The sequence below is a fragment of the Shewanella sp. A32 genome (assembly GCF_029167175.1).
GTDB lineage: Bacteria > Pseudomonadota > Gammaproteobacteria > Enterobacterales > Shewanellaceae > Shewanella > Shewanella yunxiaonensis.
This window is the reverse complement of sequence record NZ_JARFTS010000004.1, coordinates 14,321-34,516: the sequence shown is the minus strand read 5'-3', so window position 1 is coordinate 34,516 and position 20,196 is coordinate 14,321. Positions and strand designations below refer to the sequence as shown.

The window sequence follows — 20,196 nt, the reverse complement described above, 5'->3', positions numbered from 1 at the left end:
GGGCCATTATAAATGGCTAATGGCTTAACAAGTCAAGCGTAGGTTAGGCTCTACCGGCAGCCTTGTTCATAAAATCTTCAAAAGCGACAGTCTTTTCGGTCACTTTGGCAGATTTTAAAATAACTTCAACAGCTTGTTCTTCCAGCGCCAGGTTACGCATACTCTGCATCAGCTCTTTATTGCTGTTGTAGTATTCGATCACTTCTTTTGGATCTTCGTATGCTGATGCCATAGAAGCGATCTGCGCCTGAACACGCTCATCTTCTGGTTGCAGCTCGTTAGTTTTGATCACTTCACCCAGCAACAAACCAATCTTCACGCGACGCTCAGCCTGTTCTGCAAACAGCTCTGCTGGCAGTTCTGGCATCTTAGCGTTCTGACCACCAAAGCGCTGCAGCGCCTGACGACGCAGTACATCAACTTCACCGTCAACCAGGGCTTTTGGCAACTCGACTTCGTGACCAGCCAGCAAACCGTTCAGAACTTGTTCTTTAACGTTGCTCTTCAGTGCCTGCAGCAGCTCACGTTCCATATTCTTACGGATTTCAGCTTTCAGTGCGTCAACACCACCGTCCTTGATACCGAACAGGCTGGCAAACTCATCGTTCACTTCTGGCAGCTGTGCACCTTTTACAGATTTCACAACGATAGCGAATTTGGCGGCTTTTCCTTTAAGATTTTCAGCGTGATACTCTTCAGGGAAAGTCACATCGATATCAAACTCTTCACCGGCTTTATGACCTGTTACGCCCTCTTCAAAACCAGGGATCATACGGCCACTACCGATCTGCAGTTCAAAGTCTTCTGCTTTGCCACCCTCAAATTCTTCACCGTCGATGCTACCAGTAAAGTTAATGACAACTTTGTCACCATCTTCAGCAGCACGTTCAACGGCGTCATAAGTCGCATGCTGCTTACGCAGAGTTTCGATCATGTTGTCTACATCAGCATCCAGCACTTCTGCTACCGGCTGTTCAACTTCAATAGCGTCCAGCGCCTGCAGTTGAACTTCAGGATACACTTCAAAAGTGGCAGTAAATTCGAAACTCTCCGCTGAAGTAGCACCAGGTACCAATGTAGGTGCGCCAGCAGGATTCAGTTTCTCTGCAATAATAGCTTCAACAAAGTTACGCTGCATCACTTCACCAGTGATGTCCTGGCGAATCGCTTTGCCATAACGTTTTTCAATCACACTTGCAGGGACTTTACCTGGGCGAAAACCGGGGATACGGGCGCGCTTGGCTTCACGTTGCAGACTGTCTTTAACCAGTTTCTCGATCTGCTCGGCAGGAACAGAAATGGTCAGGCGACGCTCCAGGCCTTGGGTTGTTTCAACAGAAACTTGCATTGTTTTACCTCGAAATGTGTCTAACGTCCTTTTAATAGCCGAACTCATTCAGCTATTCAGGTATTCGGCTCTTGATTTTGTATTTGACTGGAATGCCCATCAGAACTGAATTTCGGCTCCGGTCGCACAATGTTCATAGTTATCAAGACGCAGCATTATATCGACGCTTATCTAATGAGTCGAGCCACAATGGTCCGGAAAAGACATAAAAAAAGCGACCTGAGGTCGCTTTTTTTAATGAAATAATGGGGTGACTGATGGGGCTCGAACCCACGACAACCGGAATCACAATCCGGGACTCTACCAACTGAGCTACAGTCACCACTGAAAGTGGTACGCCCGGCAGGATTCGAACCTGCGACCATCCGCTTAGAAGGCGGATGCTCTATCCAACTGAGCTACGGGCGCAGGGTCTGCAGGCCATTGCCTGCATCCTAACCAGGCCAGACAACGCGTTTGCATTATCTAAAATTTGGTCGGTGATAGAGGATTCGAACCTCTGACCCTCTGGTCCCAAACCAGATGCGCTACCGGACTGCGCTAATCACCGAAATCTGTCAGGTTATCGCCGATATTTTTGTCAGCGACTTCCAAGATAATCGCCACTGGGCGGCGTATCTCAAGAACGGAGCGCATCTTAGCGATTCACCCAGGTAGCGTCAATCATTTTTTTGGTCTACCACACTGGCTGCTGTTTTTTAATGCGACACAATGGAAATTCTGTGTTCACGGTCGCGTTTAACCATGACACTAACCTCCCCCGCTGCTAAAATATCGCCGCTCAAATTACTCATCGCGCCATATATAAAGGATACCCTACACCCATGACCGCTCAATTAATTGATGGCAAAGCGATAGCCCAATCCATAAGAAAAGAACTAAAGCAGAAAGTCGCTGATCGCCGTGCCGCAGGTAAACGTCTTCCGGGACTGGCCGTTGTGTTGGTCGGCGAAGATCCCGCTTCACAGGTATATGTGGGGAGTAAACGTAAAGCCTGTGAAGAAGTGGGCTATGTGTCTCGCTCCTATGATATGCCAGAGTCAACCTCCGAGGCAGAATTGCTGGAGTTGATTGACACGCTAAACAATGACAAAAGTATCGATGGCATTCTAGTACAGTTGCCGCTTCCAGTGCAGATTGAAGACGCTAAAGTCATTGAACGTATCCGTCCGGATAAGGACGTGGATGGTTTTCATCCCTACAACGTTGGCCGCTTGGCGCAACGAATTCCGCAATTACGTTCTTGTACACCAATGGGCATCATGACCTTGATTAAATCCACCGGTGTGGACCTGCACGGGATGGATGCAGTCGTTGTTGGAGCATCGAATATCGTGGGTCGTCCCATGACACTTGAACTGCTATTGGCTGGCTGTACCACTACCACTTGTCATCGTTTTACTCACGATTTACAGGATAAAGTCAGCCGCGCGGATTTATTGGTGGTCGCTGTTGGTAAACCCGGTTTCATTCCTGGTGAGTGGATAAAGCCTGGTGCCATTGTGATTGATGTCGGCATTAACCGTTTGGAAGATGGCCATCTGGTGGGTGATGTGCAGTTTGATGTTGCAGCAGAGCATGCCTCATTTATCACGCCAGTTCCAGGGGGCGTAGGGCCCATGACCATTGCCAGTCTGCTAGAAAACACCTTATATGCGGCAGAACGCTATCACGACTGATCAACTGTCGCTGCATTGATGTAAACATAAAGCCAGCAAATTGCTGGCTTTATTATTTATTTAGGAAAGCAATTATTTCTTGCGCCAAGTGGTGCCACTTGCACCATCTTCGAGAATAACCCCCAGCTCATTGAGACGATCCCGTGCTTTATCGGCGGCCGCCCAATCTTTCTCTTTACGGGCACGATTACGCTCGGTGATCAGCGCTTCAATTTCGGCGACTTCTTCATCACTCCCCTGCCCTTGCAGAAAAGCTTCTGGAGACGAACTGAGAATACCCAATACATCAGCAAGCTGCTTCATTGCCACAGCCAACGCAGCAGCGGCCGCCAGATCAGTGGCTTTCAGGCGGTTGATCTCACGCACCATATCAAACAGTACCGAGTATGCTTCTGGCGTATTGAAATCATCGTCCATTGCGGCTTTGAAACGTTCGACGTACTCAGTGGCCGCAGCTGGTGCAACGCTGAGGTCTACATCTTTTAACGCGGTGTACAGACGCTCAAGCGAGGCACGCGCCTGCTTGAGGTTATCCTCAGAGTAGTTGAGCTGGCTGCGGTAATGGCCGGACAACAAAAAATAGCGCACAGTTTCGGCATCATAGTGCGCCAGCACATCGCGAATGGTAAAAAAGTTGCCCAGTGATTTGGACATCTTCTCTTTGTCCACCATCACCATACCGGTGTGCATCCAGTAATTGACATACTTAGTGTCATGGGCACAGCAGGACTGGGCAATTTCATTTTCATGATGGGGGAACATCAAGTCAGAGCCACCGCCGTGAATATCAAAATGAGCGCCCAAATGCTTGCTGTTCATTGCTGAACATTCGATATGCCAGCCAGGACGGCCAGCGCCCCAAGGTGAATCCCAAGTTGGCTCACCGGGTTTGGACATCTTCCACAACACAAAATCCATCGGATTGCGTTTGTTTTCGTCGACTTCGACACGAGCCCCGGCCTGCAACTGGTCCAAGTCCTGACCAGACAAACGACCATACTCAGGGAAGGATTCCACACTGAATAGCACATCCCCATCTGCTGCCACATAGGCATGGCCGCGATCAATCAACTGTTGCACCATGTCGATAATGTCAGCGATATGCAACGTAGCGCGCGGCTCCATATCTGGACGTAACATGTTCAGCGCATCAAAATCAGCGTGCATATCCGCAATCAGCCGCTCAGTGAGCGACTCACAGCTTTCGCCGTTTTCATTAGCGCGCTTAATGATCTTGTCATCCACATCGGTGATGTTACGCAAAAAATTAACGTCATAGCCTGCATAACGCAGATAACGCACTATCATGTCGAAAGAGACAAAAGTCCTACCATGACCAATATGGCACAGGTCGTAAATGGTCACGCCACAGACATACATGCCCACCTTGCCGGGGACAATGGGTTTGAATTCCTCTTTCTGGCGACTCAGACTGTTGTAGATCTTCAACATTGACGTTCTCTTAAACAAAAATAACGAAAAGGGTAAACTAGCCCAAGAGTTTAGCATTGGCACAGGCAGTTGAATACCGCCCTTTAACGCCATTCCCGGATAAGTTAGAATCCGCCCACGAAATTTGTCGAAAGGTAAAATTATGATCACACTGCACACAAATCATGGCGATATCAAATTAGCCCTGAACGAAGAGAAAGCCCCACAGACAGCGGCCAACTTTGCGCAATATGCCAGCGAAGGTTTTTTTGATGGCACCATTTTTCACCGCGTGATTGATGGCTTTATGATCCAGGGTGGTGGTTTCACAGTCGATATGAAACAGAAACCTACAAATGCCCCGATCAAAAATGAAGCCAACAACGGATTGTCTAACAAGACAGGTACCATCGCGATGGCACGTACATCAGATCCTCATTCTGCAACCGCACAGTTCTTCATCAACGTGAATGACAACACTTTCCTGGATTTCAAAAGTGAATCTATGCAAGGTTGGGGTTATTGCGTTTTTGGTGAAGTGGTTGAAGGCATGGATGTCGTCAACAAAATCAAAGACGTCAGCACCGGTAATCGTGGCATGCATCAGGACGTGCCATTGGAAGCCGTTGTCATTGAAAAAGTGACTATCAGCGAATAAGTGCGGATGCATACACTTTTTATCGGCGATCTGCATCTGAGTGCAGATCGCCCAGATATCACACAAGCTTTCATCCGCTTTCTTGATACGCAGCTAGCGGGGACTGAAGCGCTCTATATTTTAGGTGACCTGTTTGAAGTGTGGGTGGGTGATGATCTGGCAGAACCCTTTGCTATAGACATCGCGACACATCTTAAAACGGTTAGTCTTCAGCTACCCATCTATTTCATCCATGGCAATCGCGATTTTTTGTTAAGCCAAGATTACGCCAGGCAAGCCGGTATGAAGCTGCTACCTGAAGTTCAGGTACTATCGTTATATGGTCGGGAATCGGTGGTGCTGCATGGGGATAGCCTGTGTACACTGGATCATGATTATCAACGCTTTCGCCGCTTTCGTAATCGCCCATTCGTGCAATGGTGTTATCGCCATCTGCCACAACAACTGCGCGTGAATATCGCCGCCAAACTGCGTCGCAACAGTCAGCAGCAAAATCAGATCAAACCCGAGCAGATCATGGATGTCACCGCTGATGAAGTGTCCAAGCTATTGGCTCAATCCGGTGCTTCATTGATGATCCACGGACATACTCATCGACCAGCGATCCATGAACTTGGTCATGGGCAGCAACGAGCGGTGGTGGGCGACTGGTATCAGCAAGGCAGTATTCTGAAAGTCAGTCAGGATACCATCGAACTGCAAACGCTGCCGTTCGCTTAATCGGCTAACTAGGCAGGAATGCCACTGTGGAAACGGAACTCCGCATCGCTTGTCATTATCAGATGTGCTTCTGCCGCCACTAATTGCCCTATTCTGTCACTGATATCACCACCAGCAACGGCTCGAGCCAGTGACAGATAATCCTGATAATGGCGCGCTTCTGAACGCAGCAACGAGACATAAAAACGCCCGAGTTCCTCGTCCAGATATGGGGCGAGTTTAGCAAAACGCTCACATGAGCGAGCTTCAATCAGGGCGCCCACAATCAATTTATCAATCAAGGTCTGTGGCTCATGCGTTGTCACCTGCGTTAACAACCCTTTGGCATAGCGCCCTGCTGGAACATTGCTGTAGGGAATATTGCGTGCCTGCATAATTTCCAGCACTTGATCGAAATGATGTAACTCCTCTTTGATTAATCGCACCATTTTGGCAATCAGATCATCACTTTGTGCAAAATCGGCCCGAGGTAACAATGGTTTGTAGCAGACATCAGTTTCCTCGGTGTCGGATACTACCTGAGCCAGTAAATGGCTTTGGCTGTCCGCCCATTGCAATACTGACCGCGCGGAAGGCAGGTCAGCAACATGTTTGTCCAACAGATAAAGCGCCTGTTTTGCGGCTTTCACATCGCTATTGCTAGCTGTTGCCGCTCCAGCAGGAAAAAACCAGCGCTGGAATTCATCTACTGACCACTTATCAAAGCGAAACAGAAAGAACTCGTAAGGTTTCAACATATTCACTACAGCGTCTTGTGATGACACTGCGTATTTTCGCAGTAATTTACCTGCGGTCGCGGCCGCTTTCCATTCGCAATTACAATGATCAATCAATAGCGCAGCCAGATTTTCTGGTTTACGTGCCTCGGTAATCCAGCCATCAGGCGTTTCACAGCCTAAGAAGTCCTTAATAGGTGCAAGCAATTGGGAATACATAAAAGCATCTGCAAGATTTAGTCTATAAAAATTCTCGCGTTTAGAAACAGGTACGTCAACCTTTACTAATAGAGATAGCAAATCTATATTAATAATGTTATTAGAATTTCGACCAAAAAATAATCAATAATATTCCCAATAGATTGATAGTGTGGCGTTAACCTCAATTATTTTTATATTACAAAGCAAATCCCCATAGATACCGCAAAGAGATGCACAATTCACCCATTGGCTTTGTTAATCTTAATTTTTTACTAAAATATAACTTCCTAACTTGTAGTAATGCACCTCCAACACTCTGCATCTTGCAGTTAAGAAGTTAATTACCACTTTGGCAATAATCAATAGTTAAAGTCCTCAGAACATAAAAAAATCAATTTGAATAACTCAAATATTTTTCATCATTATAACTTTTTGATTTCTCATGACTCATTTAAAAATAATGCCAGTCGTATTAAAAAGAGAACAATCACAAAGAATAACATACTGTAATTATTTGATTAATTAACTAATAACTGAATTTTATGGTATATTTTCCGCTATAATGCACAGTTACTAAAGTAAGATTAATTTCTCCCTTCATAGAAATATATTTTTTCAATTTTTTATAAATTGCAATAAATATAACAATTAAAGAATAAAAAATTAACAATATGTTAATTTTTTATTCTTTTTCGCACTACATATTTACTTAATATGTTAAACATATGCATAACTAATCACTAAAAATAACTGCTTACTTCAAAGTTAATATCCTGTCAACATTACGCCATAAGCCATATTTTAAATACAACAATCAAATGTAACAGTTACATTGCGATTTTAACTCTTAATGATATATTCGTCCCTGAATGTAAATAAATGTACAGTTACTTAACTAACTGTAAACTTAATAAATTCAACAAATAAATAACAATGCAAGAAGGGAGATATATGCCGACAAAAACCAGATTGGCAGAATGGATTGCCATATCGCTGTTTAGCAGCGCTACAATATCTATATCAGCTCAGGCTGCCGAAAACGATAAGAAAGATGCCGATTCACAAAAGTATGAACATATTGAAGTAACCGGTTCCCACATTGTCAGAGAAAGCGCGTATGCACCAACGCCTGTTACGGTAGTCACTGGCGAAGAGCTGTTAGGTACTGGTGTGACTAACATAGGCGAGGCACTGAATCAGCTACCCGCCCTCGGAAGTACATATTCCTTAGCAAACTCTGGTGGTAGTTCTATTGGTACTGCAGGTTTGAACATTTTAGACTTGCGTAATCTGGGAACGTCCAGAACACTGGTGCTGGTAAATGGCAAACGCCATGTATCCAGTGAAGCTGGCACAGCAGCTGTGGACGTTAACACTATCCCAAGTGCTTGGGTCGATAAGGTTGAAATTATTACCGGTGGAGCATCAGCCATTTATGGTGCAGATGCGGTTACTGGCGTAGTAAACTTCATCCTGAAAAAGAACATTACCGGACTGGACTTCAATGCTTCTATAGGTACCGCTGATGACAGCGGTTTCAGCAAGAAGAGAGCATCTTTCTCCTATGGTACTGATATCGATAATGGCCGGGGTAATGTTGCGTTCTCTGCTGAATATTCAGGTCAGAATAACCTGTGGGCCATGGACCGTGATCAGACCAGTATTGCTTATGCCTCTATGGCCAACAAAACGCCTGGACGGGTTGACGATAACAATCCCAACAATCCTGACAAAATCTATACTGCTAATTCCGGCTACTATGCCATTGGCAATGATGGGCGCTTTTACCTAAATGGCTGGAAAAAATTTAATTCAGACGGCAGCATTAGCGATGTAAATCTAGGTAGTAATGTTTACAACTACTACTGTACTGATTGTGACTCCATTAACCTGAATCAGTTCAATGAGCTACAGCCAGAATTCAAACGCTATAACTTTAATTTCAAAGGCAACTATGACATCACAGACAACGATTCAGTGTACTTTGAAGCTAAGTATGTGCGTAGTGATGCCACGAATAACTTCCAGCCTGCTTTCTTCTTCTTTAATCCGATCAACACCGTATCAATAGATAACGCTTTTATGGATCCTGAGCTGCGTCAAATGATGCAGGATGCAGGAAAAACATCGCTAACAATCAACCGTTTCATGACAGATACAGGTCTACGTGTTGAAAACGATACACGTGAGACGCAACGTTATGTGTTGGGTATGGAAGGTACTATTGCCACTGAATGGAATTATGATGTTTACGCTGTTTACGGTCAGACAGATCTGAAACGTGAGAACGAAAACAATCTAATATATGACAACTATGTCAACGCTCTGGATGCGGTAAAAGACAATAACGGTAACATCGTTTGTCGCAGTGCGGCCGCTCAGGCTGATGGTTGCGTTCCTATCAATATTTTCGGTGATGGGGCGCCTAGCCAAGCAGCAATTGATTACATCAACGTTAATCTAACAGGAACATCCGTCATCAAGCAGACGGTTATTGGTGGCAACATCACTAACTCTGGCTTATATGAACTACCAGCTGGATTTGTTGGTTTTTCCACTGGCGTTGAATATCGTGAGGAGAAAAGTGCCATTCACGAACCTGATTACCCAAAAGAAACATTCTTTAACTCTTTAGGTGAAGATCATGGTTCGTTCAACGTGAAAGAAGTTTATGCTGAACTTTCTATTCCATTGCTGGCCGATTTGCCATTAATTCGTCAACTGGATTTAGATTTGGCTGCTCGCTACGCCGACTATAGTTCAATCGGCTCTGCAACTACTTGGAAGACTGGTCTGAACTGGGAAATCACTGACGAATTGCGCATGAGGGGCACCTACTCCAGAGCTATTCGTGCTCCTAATATCAGCGAACTTTATGGCGCGGCTAGCGAAACCTATTTCAGCGTCGATGATTCTTGTAAACTCGACAACCTAAATAACCTAGCTGACTCTAGTACACGCCGTAAAAACTGTTCTGCACTCGGGATTCCCAGCGACTTCAATTCCAATTACGACGCAGCGTCTATCCAAGGTGAGCAGAGTGGTAATCATGATTTGGATCCAGAGAAGTCTACCAGTTATACGCTGGGCGCGGTGTTCCAACCTGCAGCAATATCTGGCTTATCATTCTCAGTTGATTACTGGAACATTAAAATTGATGACGCTATCAGCAGCATCAGTGCTCAAGACATTATTAACAAATGCCTTGACTCAGAAAATGGTGTTAACAACCAGTATTGCGCTCTGATCACACGAGATCCAGACACTCATGAAATAACACTGATCCAGCGTCACTCTCTAAACTTGGCAAAACTGGAAGCCGCAGGAGTGGACTTTGACCTAGGATATGACATAGATCTGGGGAAAGGCACTTTGTCTTCCAGCCTGGTTGCAACTAAGCTGATTCGAAATCGCAGTTATGACTTCCAGGACGATCCTAGCAGTTATCAGGATTATGCAGGGACTTCTGGTACACCTGAATGGCAGGCAAATGTTGATCTTAAATATACATTGGACAACTGGCAGGCAAAATGGCGTACTCGTTACATCGATAGTGTTGACCTATATACTCAGCAGGAATTGGAGCTTAACGCAAACCCCAATAGCCTGATGGATTTTGGTTCATATTTCATCAGCGATATGTCTGTAGGCTACCAGTTTGATAATGGCTTGGGACTAAAAATAGGTATCGACAACCTATTTGATAGAGCTCTGCCGTTTGGCACGATCGGAACAGGGACAGGCTCCGCGATGTACGATAACGTTGGACGTTACTACTACACTACAATAAGTTTCAAACTCTAATCTACAACCTTAACATACGAGACGGTGGCATCTAGCCACCGTTTTTTTTTACCGAATATAATTCCAAAACCCCAGCTGCGATGAGCCACAGTTAACCGAAGCAGCCAGTCGGCGATTTGCGCATTGTCATCACTGAGTTTTGCCTGATAGCGGTAATAGGTTTCACTCAGCCCAAATAGACGACATGCGAACTTGATGGTAATGGAATGGTGCTGCACCGCCTTTTTTCGATCGCCTCTTTGAGAATTTCGGCTTTGAGCCGTTCCTCAGCATATTATTATCCCCTTGGGGGACATCTTTTTGAGCCGGGCATTTTCCGTTTCTAGCTCTTTAAGCCGAGCCATCATGGAAGCATCCATGCCGCCAAATTTGGCGCGCCATTTGTAGAAGCTAGCCGAACTCATACCATGCTCATGGCAAAGCGCTGGCACAGGAGCACCGGCTTCGGCTTGTTTTAAGATCATCAGGATTGGCTATCGCTAAACTTTGAGGTTTTCATGCAGAATCTCCTACGTTTATGTTACGAGAAAATTCTACTTTTGACGCCGGTTAATTTACGGGATGATTACCGGATTATCAGAAAAATTTTTGCGGAATATCGATAATAAACCCTCCATGATTAGAGGGTTTATTCAAGGGCCAATTCACAAACGTTACACTAATCCAACAATGCTTCTTCATCGGATTTCACGGGCAAGGATTCAATCACGTCATCCTGGATTTGATAGTAAGCATCCTGATATTCATGTACGTCCATAAAATCTCCGATGTTATCTGGAATTTGCGAGTTAACCATCATTGCAGTCACTCCGCTGTCGCAAGCCATGGTAGCAACTATGCATCAGGCACGATGTCATTACACGCTGGCAACAACATTATACGTTGGCATCTCAAAAATTACAGTTTTGTTTCATTTTTGACTAACAAAAAAACATAGTTAACGGTCTTTATAATGATTATTTTGTATTTAATGAAAGTAGTTACGTAATATTTTCACCCATTATAAGAATAGAAAGATCTGATGCCCTGCGTTTTAAAAGCAATTTATTCCATATCTACGATGGTAATTCTGCTATTGCTTATATAAAGGTGCATTTCTATCTCTGGAGATCTTGCTATGAATCATCTTTTAGATATGGAGGCTCGTACTTTAGCGGGGCTGTTTGGGAACGGCGATATTCTGGGCATGAGAATGTTTATGGAGCGTATCCATTTACCATTAGATGTACAGGATCGTCTTATTTTTCAATTCTCTGCCATGACTCATGCCGATGCTGCCAGCATCGCATCACTATTGGAAAGTGACAGTCAAAGCATAGTGCCCGATAACCTGCGTTATTAAACCGGTTCACCATCATAGCGGTAAACAAATACTTTCAGCGCTCTTTCAGGGTCTTTATCAGCAAATACCGGCGGATTATCCAACTGATGCAACAGTGTTAGTTGTGGTACCGCCGCTAAGACCTGTGCTTTCAAAAAAGCCCGGTCCAGTTCCGGTGCATTGAGACATAGCAACACCTGTGCGCCAGGCGTCAGAAGTTCCGGTAAGTGTCGTAATAATCGCAAGTAATCTTTGGTAGCGACAAAGCTGCCCCGTTGGTTACTTGGCGGATCAGCAATCAACATGTCAAAGGGCCCAAGCTTTTTTAACTTGCCCCAAGAACTAAAAATGTCATGACCGAGAAACCGCGCGCCTGCTGCAAAGCCATTCAGCAGATGATTCTGCTTGCCTATTGCTAAAGCACCTTTGCTCATATCCATGTTGACCACTTCATCTGCACCACCCGCCAGCGCCGCGACCGAAAAACCACAGGTATACGCAAAAAGATTTAATACCTTACACTGTGCCGCATGAGCTTTTACCCACGCACGACCATTGACCATGTCCAAAAACAACCCATGATTTTGCCCCCTTAATAAGTGCACCTGAAAACGACAGCCATTTTCCGTGACAATATGGGGTTCTGGCACTTCACCACAGAGTATACGAGTATCACTTTGGTAACCGGCACGATATTGGTAAACAAGATTACAGGGACGCTTTAATTCCGCCATACGTTGGCATAATGCCTGCTGCAGTGCGGTAATTTCTTCGTCAGTGAGTGACGTAAAAGAAGTCAATAATAATACTGGTGCAAACCAGTCCAAATTAAGGTGCTCACAGCCCGGAAATAAACCGCCTCGGCCATGAAATACACGCGTAGCATCCTCAGGTAAATTCAACGCTTTGATGGCATCCAATAACAACTGCATATTAACCTGATATCCTTTTATTCTTTGTCTGGTTCGGTAGTCGGTTGCTGATTATCAGCGGCAAATGCGCTGGCATCATCGGCTAACAAAACAGCTAATTTACGGCTGCCATCGCCGGATTCCAGCGCAATTTTAACAATCATGGTAAGAGGTACTGACAACAACATTCCAACAGAACCCAGCAACCAGCCCCAGAATATCAAGGACAGGAATACCACTAATGTTGACAGGCCCAGTCCTCGCCCCATAAACCGAGGTTCCACAAAATTGCCCATCACCATGTTTACGCCCAGATAAAGCAGCACCACACCTCCGGCTCCGGTTGGCCCTAGTTGGACAAATGCCAATAGCACTGGAGGTAACGCCGCAATAATGGAACCGATGTTAGGGATATAATTGAACAGGAAAGCTACGACCGCCCACAGCAAAGGGTAATCCACGCCCATCATCCACAAACCAATACCGACAATAGCGCCCGTTGCCAAGCTGACTAAGGTTTTGATCACCATATACTGGTTAACCGAATGCAGAAAGCGGTCAATCTGCGACAAACGCATATCCGGATCGTCCAATGCCATATGCAATTTACGCGGCAATGACTCAGCTTCAAACAACATAAAAACTATGGTCAAAATAATCAACAACAGGTTGGCCATGACGTTTCCAACGCTGGACAATGTATTAGTAGTGAGTGATAGCGCCATACCCGGATCAAAATAGGCTAAGACTTTCTCTTTGGAAATCTGGATATTAAATTCGCGCAATTTATCCAATATCCAAGAAAACTGATCGACCAGTTGCGCGCGATAAATCGGTAGATGCTTAGAAAATTCATTGATTGAGCCACCCACGACCGATGCCAGCCATAACCCTGCCAGTACAATCAGTGCCATCAGCGCCAGCACGGCTAACCAGCGGGGCACACGATAGCGCGTCATTGCAGCAATTGCCGGGGTACAAATTACCGCAATAAATGCCGACAAGACAAAGGGGACAACAATAGTTCCAGCGGCCTTTATCCCCGCCAGAACCACGACTAAACAGGCCATTAAAGCAAAGGTACGCAGCGTCATGGACGGATTGTAAGGCTGCAGCATCGCTAAATTCCTTCTTGTTATCAGATAAAGTTGCTAATCTTCCAGATAAAACTGCAAATCAAACAATAAGTAATCACATGATGAACCCGGAATTGGCTATTATACGCATTAAAAATCTCAGATTGCGCACTTTTATCGGTATTAAGGATGAAGAGATCAACAACCGTCAGGATGTGATTATCAATGTAACCATCCATTATGTTGCCGATAAAGCACGTAAAACTGATGATATGGAACATGCACTCAACTATCGAACTATCACTAAAGCCATCATTTCCCTGGTGGAAGATAATCGCTTCTCGCTATTAGAGCACCTCACCGGCAAAATTCTAGAAATTGCCAGTGAACATCCATGGGTGGAGTACGCCACGGTGGAAGTCGATAAACCTCATGCGTTACGCTTTGCCGATTCTGTTTCTTTACAATTGAGTTGGCAGCGGCAGGATTGATTTTATAGCAGTTTTTTTGCTCAATCCTATAATCAGCATAGAGGGATTGGTCTGGAGATAAGGCATGAAGATACTGATTACTGGCGCTACAGGTCTGGTTGGTACTGCATTGGTCGCCAACCTGGAAACTGAACATCAATTGGTGATTGTCAGTCGCAATCCATTAGTGGCCAGACAAAAACTGGGCATTCACCACGAATATCTTCCTTCTTTAGACGGCCTCACTGATCTTAATGGTATTGATGCAGTCATTAATTTGGCCGGGGAACCCATCGTAGGTAAACGCTGGAGCGAAATGCAAAAACAGGTGATTTGCCGCAGTCGGTGGGATATCACCTCAAGACTCGCTAGTTTAATTAAAGCCTCTACTACGCCCCCCAGTTGTTTTATCAGCGGCTCCGCAATCGGTTATTATGGTGGTCAGGATGAAACACTACTGGATGAAGACGCAACACCGGTAGAAGAGTTCAGCCACTACATTTGTGCGGAATGGGAGCGCCGCGCGTTGATCGCGCAATCCAGTAATACTCGGGTCTGCATTATTCGCACTGGGGTCGTGCTTGCGGCTAACGGCGGCGCACTGGCTAAAATGTTACCCGCATTCCGATTGGGGTTAGGTGGACCCATTGCGAATGGTCGCCAAGGGATGAGTTGGATCCATCTGTCTGATCTGGTGGAATTGATCCTGTTTTTACTGAGCCATAAACAGGCTCATGGAATATACAATGCCACCGCGCCCTATCCCGTCAGTAATGCGGAGTTTGCTCGCAGTCTGGGCAAAGTCCTGCAACGCCCGGCCATACTGCCAGCCCCTGCATTTATGTTGAAATTGCTGTTTGGTGAGATGGCTGAACTACTGATCGAAGGCCAGTATGTGATCCCGAGTAAAGCGATGAACGAAGGTTTTCGTTTTCAGTTTCCAACGCTGGAGCAGGCTCTGGCAGATCTGTTTTGATAATGGGGGTGGCGGTTTAAACCCTACAAAGGTTGCAGTTTGGCGTCCAACAACCCGATCAATAACAGTTCACCCTCAGGCGAGAGACGAAACTCACCGAAACGAGCAGCGCTGAAATGTTTTGCTTGCCCTTCCTCAAAAAACCAGGCATTGCTGGCAATACGCACCCTTCCCTTACGAACTTTAAATGGGATGAGCCGCTGCTGCCCGGTCATATTGCTCTCAATATTCGTCAACCGATAACCTTGGTAACTCGCGGGGCCGTGTGATTGTAAGGTAACCAACAGCCATCCCTGCAAGTTACTTTGCCAGATACCGTTTTCCCGCAGTGCCTGGCGTAATTGTCGAGCTACAGTAAAATCCAACGCCATATAATCACCTTGCATCAATGACCTGGGGTCCACGGGTGCAAGTTCCAGTACTAGTCGTTCGCCATGACGCCATAATTGTTCTTTGTGCCATACCGCACTATTGACCAACAATAGACTCAAAAGGCCAAGCACTAGCGCGATTAATGCCACTTTATAAGTTGGGCGATAGACTTCATTCATGTGTCGCCTCCCCTGCATCATGCGACGACTGAGTTTGATGCTTAACAAACCAAAGCGTTAACAACAAGGTTAAGCCTAAGCCAAGCAACAACCAGGATTTGGTAAACAGGGTGTATTCCAATGAATAGTAAAACCAACTACCAAAGCCCAACATCGAAACCACACCGACGACAATGAGCAGCCATTCAGCCGTCGCGAATCCCAACACGATTATGCTAAATGCGGCGATTAAACCGCGGATCCAAATCAGCCATCCGACGAACAGGATAAGTAAGATCAGGGTTATCAGCCGCTGTTTATACGTTGCCGGTCGCCAGTGACAGAAGAAAGACAACGAGGCCACCAGGATCAATAGATCTAACATCACCGGCCAGAAACTCAAAAGTGACCACTGGTGTTGATGGAATAAACTACTGGCGCTTTTTAGTACAGGCTCCTGTATCCAGGGAAGCAACATCGCGCAGGCAAATGCCAATGGCCGCAACAAATCTCTACCGCGTCCGAAATGAGGCTCGCGAAACCATAGCCAGAAGCTGCTGAGCATCAACAGCGGCGATATAGCGACGCCTAATCCTTGTTCCAGTAGCCACAGCGACATGGCAGCCAACATCACCAATGCTGAACAAAAACGGATACTAAACAAAGGCAATGTGAGCCAATGCAACAGCCCGAGAAACAATAACAGCAGGTACACATCAGCACTGCTAAGGTGTAAGCGCTCAGACAAACCAATAGCAAGTCCACTTAAAGAGGCCGTCGCAAAACAAAACCCCAATTGCGAAACAAACAGCCCACTCGCGTGACTTTTTTGCTGGAAGACAATAAATGCTGCCATTCCAAAGCAAATCAGCGCACTAATGATGAAACCATCAATTTCAGGGAGTGGAAGAAATAGTACCAAACTCCCCAAAAAGCCCAGCATAAAACCACCGGCAATCCATGCGGCTAATGCTTGTAATACCACCAGATACCAAGGTACTGGCGCGTTATCAGGCATTAGTCCTTGCACTAAGCGTTGTGCTGCCAGTTGTTGCCAAAGTATCTGAGCACTCATGGCTGCTCCTCAAAACGACGCTGCAACTTCAGTAACCACAAGCTCACCGCGACAGACATTCCCACGGAAGATGCAGACATCAACAAATAGCCGTACGTTTCTAACTGCGACGAATTGAGCCAACGCAGCAGCCACATTTGGGAATACACGATCTGAGCAAACATCAGCAAAGCTAGCCCATACAAACAGTTGCGATTCCAATAAGTTACCAATAACACCACAGATATCAGCCACCAAAAGCTCTGTGACCATGACCAGAGAAAATGGCGATTCCCTTGTTCTAGAAGAAAATTACCCGTAAAAATGGCATCAGCGATAACAATCAACATAAAGACCCACATTGCTAAGCCAGCCAATGCTTCGGAGAACTTAGCCCCAGCCCAACAAACAGGCTTTCGCCGATTGAGAAACAATAATGTCAGATGCAACACGAGGTTCAGTAATACCTGCCACCATAATAGGCAGCTGAAGGTTTCATCGGGGAACCATTGTTGAAATAGCGGCCAATCATTAACTTGAAACCACAAAAATAGGGAAAGGTTCAGTAGTAATGCCAATAGTCCAATATGCCAGTCACTACGACCTAACCAAATCCAAGGTAACGACAATACCGACCAAGCTGCAAAGAGTTGCCAGTCATCGGCACCTTGCTGATACGCCTGTCCGATGTAGGCTAACACCCCGCCCGTAGCTATGGCGGTCAGTAAACTACTCCAGCTGACAGCATGTTTAACTGCAGGATGATGAGAGACATATTTAAGCAAAGCCAGTGGCACAATCATTAGCACCAGCCAGATGGCCTCAAGCAGGGCTAACTTACTGAGACGCGTCAAATAATGCCAGTTATAAGCAATGAAGCAGATGAGTGATGAACCGAAACACAGCACACTACTGCCAAGCAACAATTGGTTAAGGAAGCGCAGCCACTGCGCAAATGAAGCATGGGTCACGCTCTCCAGCGCTTGTGGCATTGTTTCATCAGTGATCGCTCGCTGCGCATACCAATGATATAGCAGCGATTTGTGCCTCATCCTCGAATCCATTGCCCATCACCATTTTGCGGTTTCTGCCATTAGTAGTGTGAGCAAATTTTAAGCAAAATCAAGCGGTAAAATATAACTAGCGCGGCATGATCACAGCAATGAGAATTTCAGTGGCTCGTGGCAGAAATTCAGTAAAACAAAGCCCGCATCAAGCGGGCCATTACCTTCACATTTTTGCCATCACCCAGTAATCTAACCGTTTTTGTGGATCGTTAAGGATGTCTTGGCACTTATCCTTATAACGCTGCATCAGCGCGCCCATGCCCTTACCACCGGTTGACTGCATCATCTCTTCAGTGGCCTTGGTAATCGCTTGCTGCGCCGCATCTTCTGACTCATATTTTGCTGCCAGTTGTTCTGCTTCTTTAGCATTGTTCTTCAACCGCTCACCGACCGCGGCCATCTGTGGTGCATTCATCGCAGCCACCATCTGTGAGCCCAACTGATAATACGCGGCACACTGATGTAATTCTGAAGTAAATGCCTGTTCCGCTTCGCCGGCCAAAGCAGATGAACTCACGCCGATGGCCATCGCTGCCCAAACGAGTTGTTTGACTATCATCCTGATCTTCCTTTTTTGTTGAATGAATAAAAACTACTTTAGTCAAAAATGAATTTCAAGTTGATTACGATCACAAAATTCCCGGTCCTTAACCGGGAATCCAGGTAATCGTTGAGGTAAACGGCTATAGCGCGGAATTACGGCTGTTTATGATGTGCCAGCATAATTTTCAGATGCTGTTTAATCTCTGGCCATTCGCTATCAATAATGGAGTACACCACGGTATCACGCACAGTGCCATCTTTAAGCAGGCGGTGGTTACGCAAAATGCCATCCTGTTTAGCCCCAAGACGAGCAATGGCCTGGCGACTCGCCTCATTATGGAAGTGGGTACGGAACTCAACAGCGATAACATCAAGCGTTTCAAATGCATAGGTCAACAATAGTAATTTCGTCTCGGTATTCACAGCAGTACGCTGCACACTTTTGCTGTACCAGGTGTAACCAATTTCAATATGACGATTAGGTTGATCCCAATTACACAACCGGGTACATCCGACAATAGTACCGGTTTCTCGACACCGCACGGCAAAAGCCAGGGCCTCGCCACGTTGTTCAGACTCCTGCGCCGTCTGAATATACGCTTTCATTTCATCAGGATGGGGAACACTGGTATACCATAGATTCCACAGCTCACCATCTGCCACAGCCAAAGACAGTGCTGGCAGGTGATCCATACTCAGCGGTTCAAGAATGACATACTCTCCGGATAAATAACCTTCCTGTCCCACAATGCTTCTCCTTCTCGCCTAGTCTTTCTTGGTGGTCAGGCCGACACTCACAATAGTGCCGCAGACCTTTTATTAACAGACTAGCACGAATTCCGTAGGAATGGACAAGCTAATGCAATACAAATTCAGAGACTTATGGTCATCAAAAGCCGTAATGGCTGTTACTGACACGAAACCAGCCGGCGATGCTACCGCGACCACGCCGTGTGGGGAGCACTTCATGAGGAAAACGTTCACTGAGGAAGATCACTAAGGTGCCAGCTTCTGGGGTAATCTGCTGTAACAATTGATCCTGATCATCAAAAAGCTGCAGTTCTCCCCCTTCATCACTTTGCCAGTTTTCGTTAAGAAACAATACAGTGGTAAGAATACGATTGCGGCTTCCGGGTAAAGCATCAACATGTTTGCGGTAAAATGCTCCCGGACGATACCAGGCATAATGACTTTCATAATCAAACAATCCCATGAAAAGTCGGCGATTGAGCCCGATACGCAATTGATCCATCAAACTCAACCACTGCTGATCAGGCTGATTATCCGCCGTTAACCAACGAATACGATCGCTGCGAACCGTCTGATTAAGTTGTTGTTGTCCTCCGCGACCAATCGCCGCATCACGAAAATTCGGACCTTGTTGTTCGGCAAGACTTTGGCGTAATAAACCGATAAGCATTGGCGCAACAATCTGAGGTAAAACGATATAACCAGCATCTTGCAAGGCATCCGCTACCAGGTCAAAAAATGCCTCACCGCTCATATCGGTCATAGTCATGCTCCAGCGTATTAAGTACGCACCAAAGGGAGCATGAAGCTAATCTGAACACTTCAAATTAGCAATAATTTACAGTTTTAAATCAAATAGTTACTCATCAAATTATTTGATGTGTAATGAAATAACCAACCGAATAATAAACATACATATCCATCAGCTCTATAGAAATGGG

19 protein-coding genes, 3 tRNA genes and 1 pseudogene are annotated in these 20,196 nt (G+C 45.7%); 7 read left to right on the top strand and 16 right to left on the bottom strand.

Annotation, left to right across the window (positions count from 1 at the left end):
• Positions 1 to 43: 43 nt before the first annotated feature.
• The 4 genes from tig to PY479_RS04535 all read right to left on the bottom strand — a co-directional run bounded on the left by tig (position 44) and on the right by PY479_RS04535 (position 1,898).
• Positions 44 to 1,348, bottom strand: a complete 1,305-nt coding sequence (gene tig, locus PY479_RS04550) for a trigger factor (protein WP_275483028.1) — start codon at positions 1,346 to 1,348, stop codon at positions 44 to 46.
• A 246-nt stretch (positions 1,349 to 1,594) separates the two neighbouring features.
• Positions 1,595 to 1,670, bottom strand: a tRNA-His gene (locus PY479_RS04545).
• A 9-nt stretch (positions 1,671 to 1,679) separates the two neighbouring features.
• Positions 1,680 to 1,756 (bottom strand) — tRNA-Arg (locus PY479_RS04540).
• A 65-nt stretch (positions 1,757 to 1,821) separates the two neighbouring features.
• A tRNA-Pro gene (locus PY479_RS04535) sits at positions 1,822 to 1,898 on the bottom strand.
• A gap of 274 nt (positions 1,899 to 2,172) precedes the next feature.
• On the opposite strand from PY479_RS04535, the gene folD reads away from it, so the two are divergent.
• Positions 2,173 to 3,027 (top strand): bifunctional methylenetetrahydrofolate dehydrogenase/methenyltetrahydrofolate cyclohydrolase FolD, encoded by an 855-nt coding sequence (gene folD, locus PY479_RS04530; RefSeq protein ID WP_275483027.1) that lies wholly within the window; start codon positions 2,173 to 2,175, stop codon positions 3,025 to 3,027.
• A 72-nt stretch (positions 3,028 to 3,099) separates the two neighbouring features.
• Here the strand turns inward: folD and cysS are convergent, their stop codons facing one another.
• Positions 3,100 to 4,479: a cysteine--tRNA ligase gene (gene cysS / locus PY479_RS04525; RefSeq protein WP_275483026.1), complete on the bottom strand. Its 1,380-nt coding sequence runs from the start codon at positions 4,477 to 4,479 to the stop codon at positions 3,100 to 3,102.
• 142 nt (positions 4,480 to 4,621) lie between these two features.
• Here cysS and PY479_RS04520 point away from each other — a divergent pair, with 142 nt between their 5' ends.
• Together PY479_RS04520 and PY479_RS04515 are read left to right on the top strand one after the other, a co-directional pair.
• Positions 4,622 to 5,116 (top strand): peptidylprolyl isomerase, encoded by a 495-nt coding sequence (locus PY479_RS04520; RefSeq protein ID WP_275483025.1) that lies wholly within the window; start codon positions 4,622 to 4,624, stop codon positions 5,114 to 5,116.
• Between the two features lie 6 nt (positions 5,117 to 5,122).
• Positions 5,123 to 5,836: a UDP-2,3-diacylglucosamine diphosphatase gene (locus PY479_RS04515; protein ID WP_275483024.1), complete on the top strand. Its 714-nt coding sequence runs from the start codon at positions 5,123 to 5,125 to the stop codon at positions 5,834 to 5,836.
• Between the two features lie 8 nt (positions 5,837 to 5,844).
• Here the strand turns inward: PY479_RS04515 and miaE are convergent, their stop codons facing one another.
• The gene (gene miaE / locus PY479_RS04510) at positions 5,845 to 6,771 is read right to left on the bottom strand and encodes a tRNA isopentenyl-2-thiomethyl-A-37 hydroxylase MiaE (RefSeq protein ID WP_275483023.1); all 927 of its coding nucleotides are present in this window, start codon (positions 6,769 to 6,771) and stop codon (positions 5,845 to 5,847) included.
• A gap of 933 nt (positions 6,772 to 7,704) precedes the next feature.
• Here miaE and PY479_RS04505 point away from each other — a divergent pair.
• Complete coding sequence (locus tag PY479_RS04505; RefSeq protein WP_275483022.1) at positions 7,705 to 10,557, top strand: TonB-dependent receptor; 2,853 nt, start codon at positions 7,705 to 7,707, stop codon at positions 10,555 to 10,557.
• Positions 10,558 to 10,610: 53 nt separating this feature from the next.
• Here the strand turns inward: PY479_RS04505 and PY479_RS04500 are convergent.
• Positions 10,611 to 11,056: pseudogene (locus tag PY479_RS04500) on the bottom strand (transposase); the annotation flags it as partial.
• 159 nt (positions 11,057 to 11,215) lie between these two features.
• Positions 11,216 to 11,356 carry a hypothetical protein gene (locus tag PY479_RS04495; protein WP_212596718.1) on the bottom strand — a complete coding sequence of 47 codons (141 nt, stop codon included), beginning with the start codon at positions 11,354 to 11,356 and terminating at the stop codon, positions 11,216 to 11,218.
• A gap of 318 nt (positions 11,357 to 11,674) precedes the next feature.
• Here PY479_RS04495 and PY479_RS04490 point away from each other — a divergent pair, with 318 nt between their 5' ends.
• Complete coding sequence (locus PY479_RS04490) at positions 11,675 to 11,899, top strand: hypothetical protein (protein ID WP_212596153.1); 225 nt, start codon at positions 11,675 to 11,677, stop codon at positions 11,897 to 11,899.
• On the opposite strand, the gene PY479_RS04485 is transcribed toward PY479_RS04490, so the two are convergent.
• Both PY479_RS04485 and PY479_RS04480 read right to left on the bottom strand, forming a co-directional pair.
• A complete protein-coding gene (locus tag PY479_RS04485; protein WP_212596152.1) occupies positions 11,896 to 12,810 on the bottom strand; it encodes a class I SAM-dependent methyltransferase in 915 nt (304 codons plus the stop codon). The two genes, PY479_RS04490 and PY479_RS04485, sit on opposite strands and share 4 nt — an antisense overlap.
• Before the next feature lie 17 nt (positions 12,811 to 12,827).
• Positions 12,828 to 13,907 (bottom strand): AI-2E family transporter, encoded by a 1,080-nt coding sequence (locus tag PY479_RS04480; protein ID WP_275483021.1) that lies wholly within the window; start codon positions 13,905 to 13,907, stop codon positions 12,828 to 12,830.
• Positions 13,908 to 13,987: 80 nt separating this feature from the next.
• On the opposite strand from PY479_RS04480, the gene folX reads away from it, so the two are divergent.
• Entirely contained in the window at positions 13,988 to 14,356 is a 369-nt protein-coding gene (folX, locus tag PY479_RS04475; protein ID WP_212596555.1) for a dihydroneopterin triphosphate 2'-epimerase, read from the top strand.
• A gap of 64 nt (positions 14,357 to 14,420) precedes the next feature.
• On the top strand, positions 14,421 to 15,311 hold the full coding sequence (locus tag PY479_RS04470; protein ID WP_275483020.1) for a TIGR01777 family oxidoreductase: 891 nt from the start codon (positions 14,421 to 14,423) through the stop codon (positions 15,309 to 15,311).
• 23 nt (positions 15,312 to 15,334) lie between these two features.
• Here the strand turns inward: PY479_RS04470 and PY479_RS04465 are convergent, their stop codons facing one another.
• The 6 genes from PY479_RS04465 to PY479_RS04440 all read right to left on the bottom strand — a co-directional run bounded on the left by PY479_RS04465 (position 15,335) and on the right by PY479_RS04440 (position 20,018).
• Positions 15,335 to 15,862: a GDYXXLXY domain-containing protein gene (locus tag PY479_RS04465; RefSeq protein WP_275483019.1), complete on the bottom strand. Its 528-nt coding sequence runs from the start codon at positions 15,860 to 15,862 to the stop codon at positions 15,335 to 15,337.
• Positions 15,855 to 16,916, bottom strand: coding sequence for a DUF4401 domain-containing protein (locus tag PY479_RS04460; protein WP_275483018.1), 1,062 nt, complete (start codon positions 16,914 to 16,916; stop codon positions 15,855 to 15,857). Before PY479_RS04460 ends, PY479_RS04465 begins: the two co-directional genes overlap by 8 nt.
• Complete coding sequence (locus tag PY479_RS04455; protein WP_275483017.1) at positions 16,913 to 17,947, bottom strand: DUF2157 domain-containing protein; 1,035 nt, start codon at positions 17,945 to 17,947, stop codon at positions 16,913 to 16,915. The genes PY479_RS04460 and PY479_RS04455 overlap by 4 nt, the downstream gene beginning before the upstream one ends.
• A gap of 178 nt (positions 17,948 to 18,125) precedes the next feature.
• Positions 18,126 to 18,521 (bottom strand): hypothetical protein, encoded by a 396-nt coding sequence (locus PY479_RS04450; RefSeq protein WP_212596146.1) that lies wholly within the window; start codon positions 18,519 to 18,521, stop codon positions 18,126 to 18,128.
• 137 nt (positions 18,522 to 18,658) lie between these two features.
• On the bottom strand, positions 18,659 to 19,252 hold the full coding sequence (locus tag PY479_RS04445; protein WP_228730442.1) for a GNAT family protein: 594 nt from the start codon (positions 19,250 to 19,252) through the stop codon (positions 18,659 to 18,661).
• A gap of 142 nt (positions 19,253 to 19,394) precedes the next feature.
• Positions 19,395 to 20,018, bottom strand: coding sequence for a 2OG-Fe(II) oxygenase (locus tag PY479_RS04440; RefSeq protein ID WP_275483016.1), 624 nt, complete (start codon positions 20,016 to 20,018; stop codon positions 19,395 to 19,397).
• Between the last annotated feature and the right edge of the window lie 178 nt (positions 20,019 to 20,196).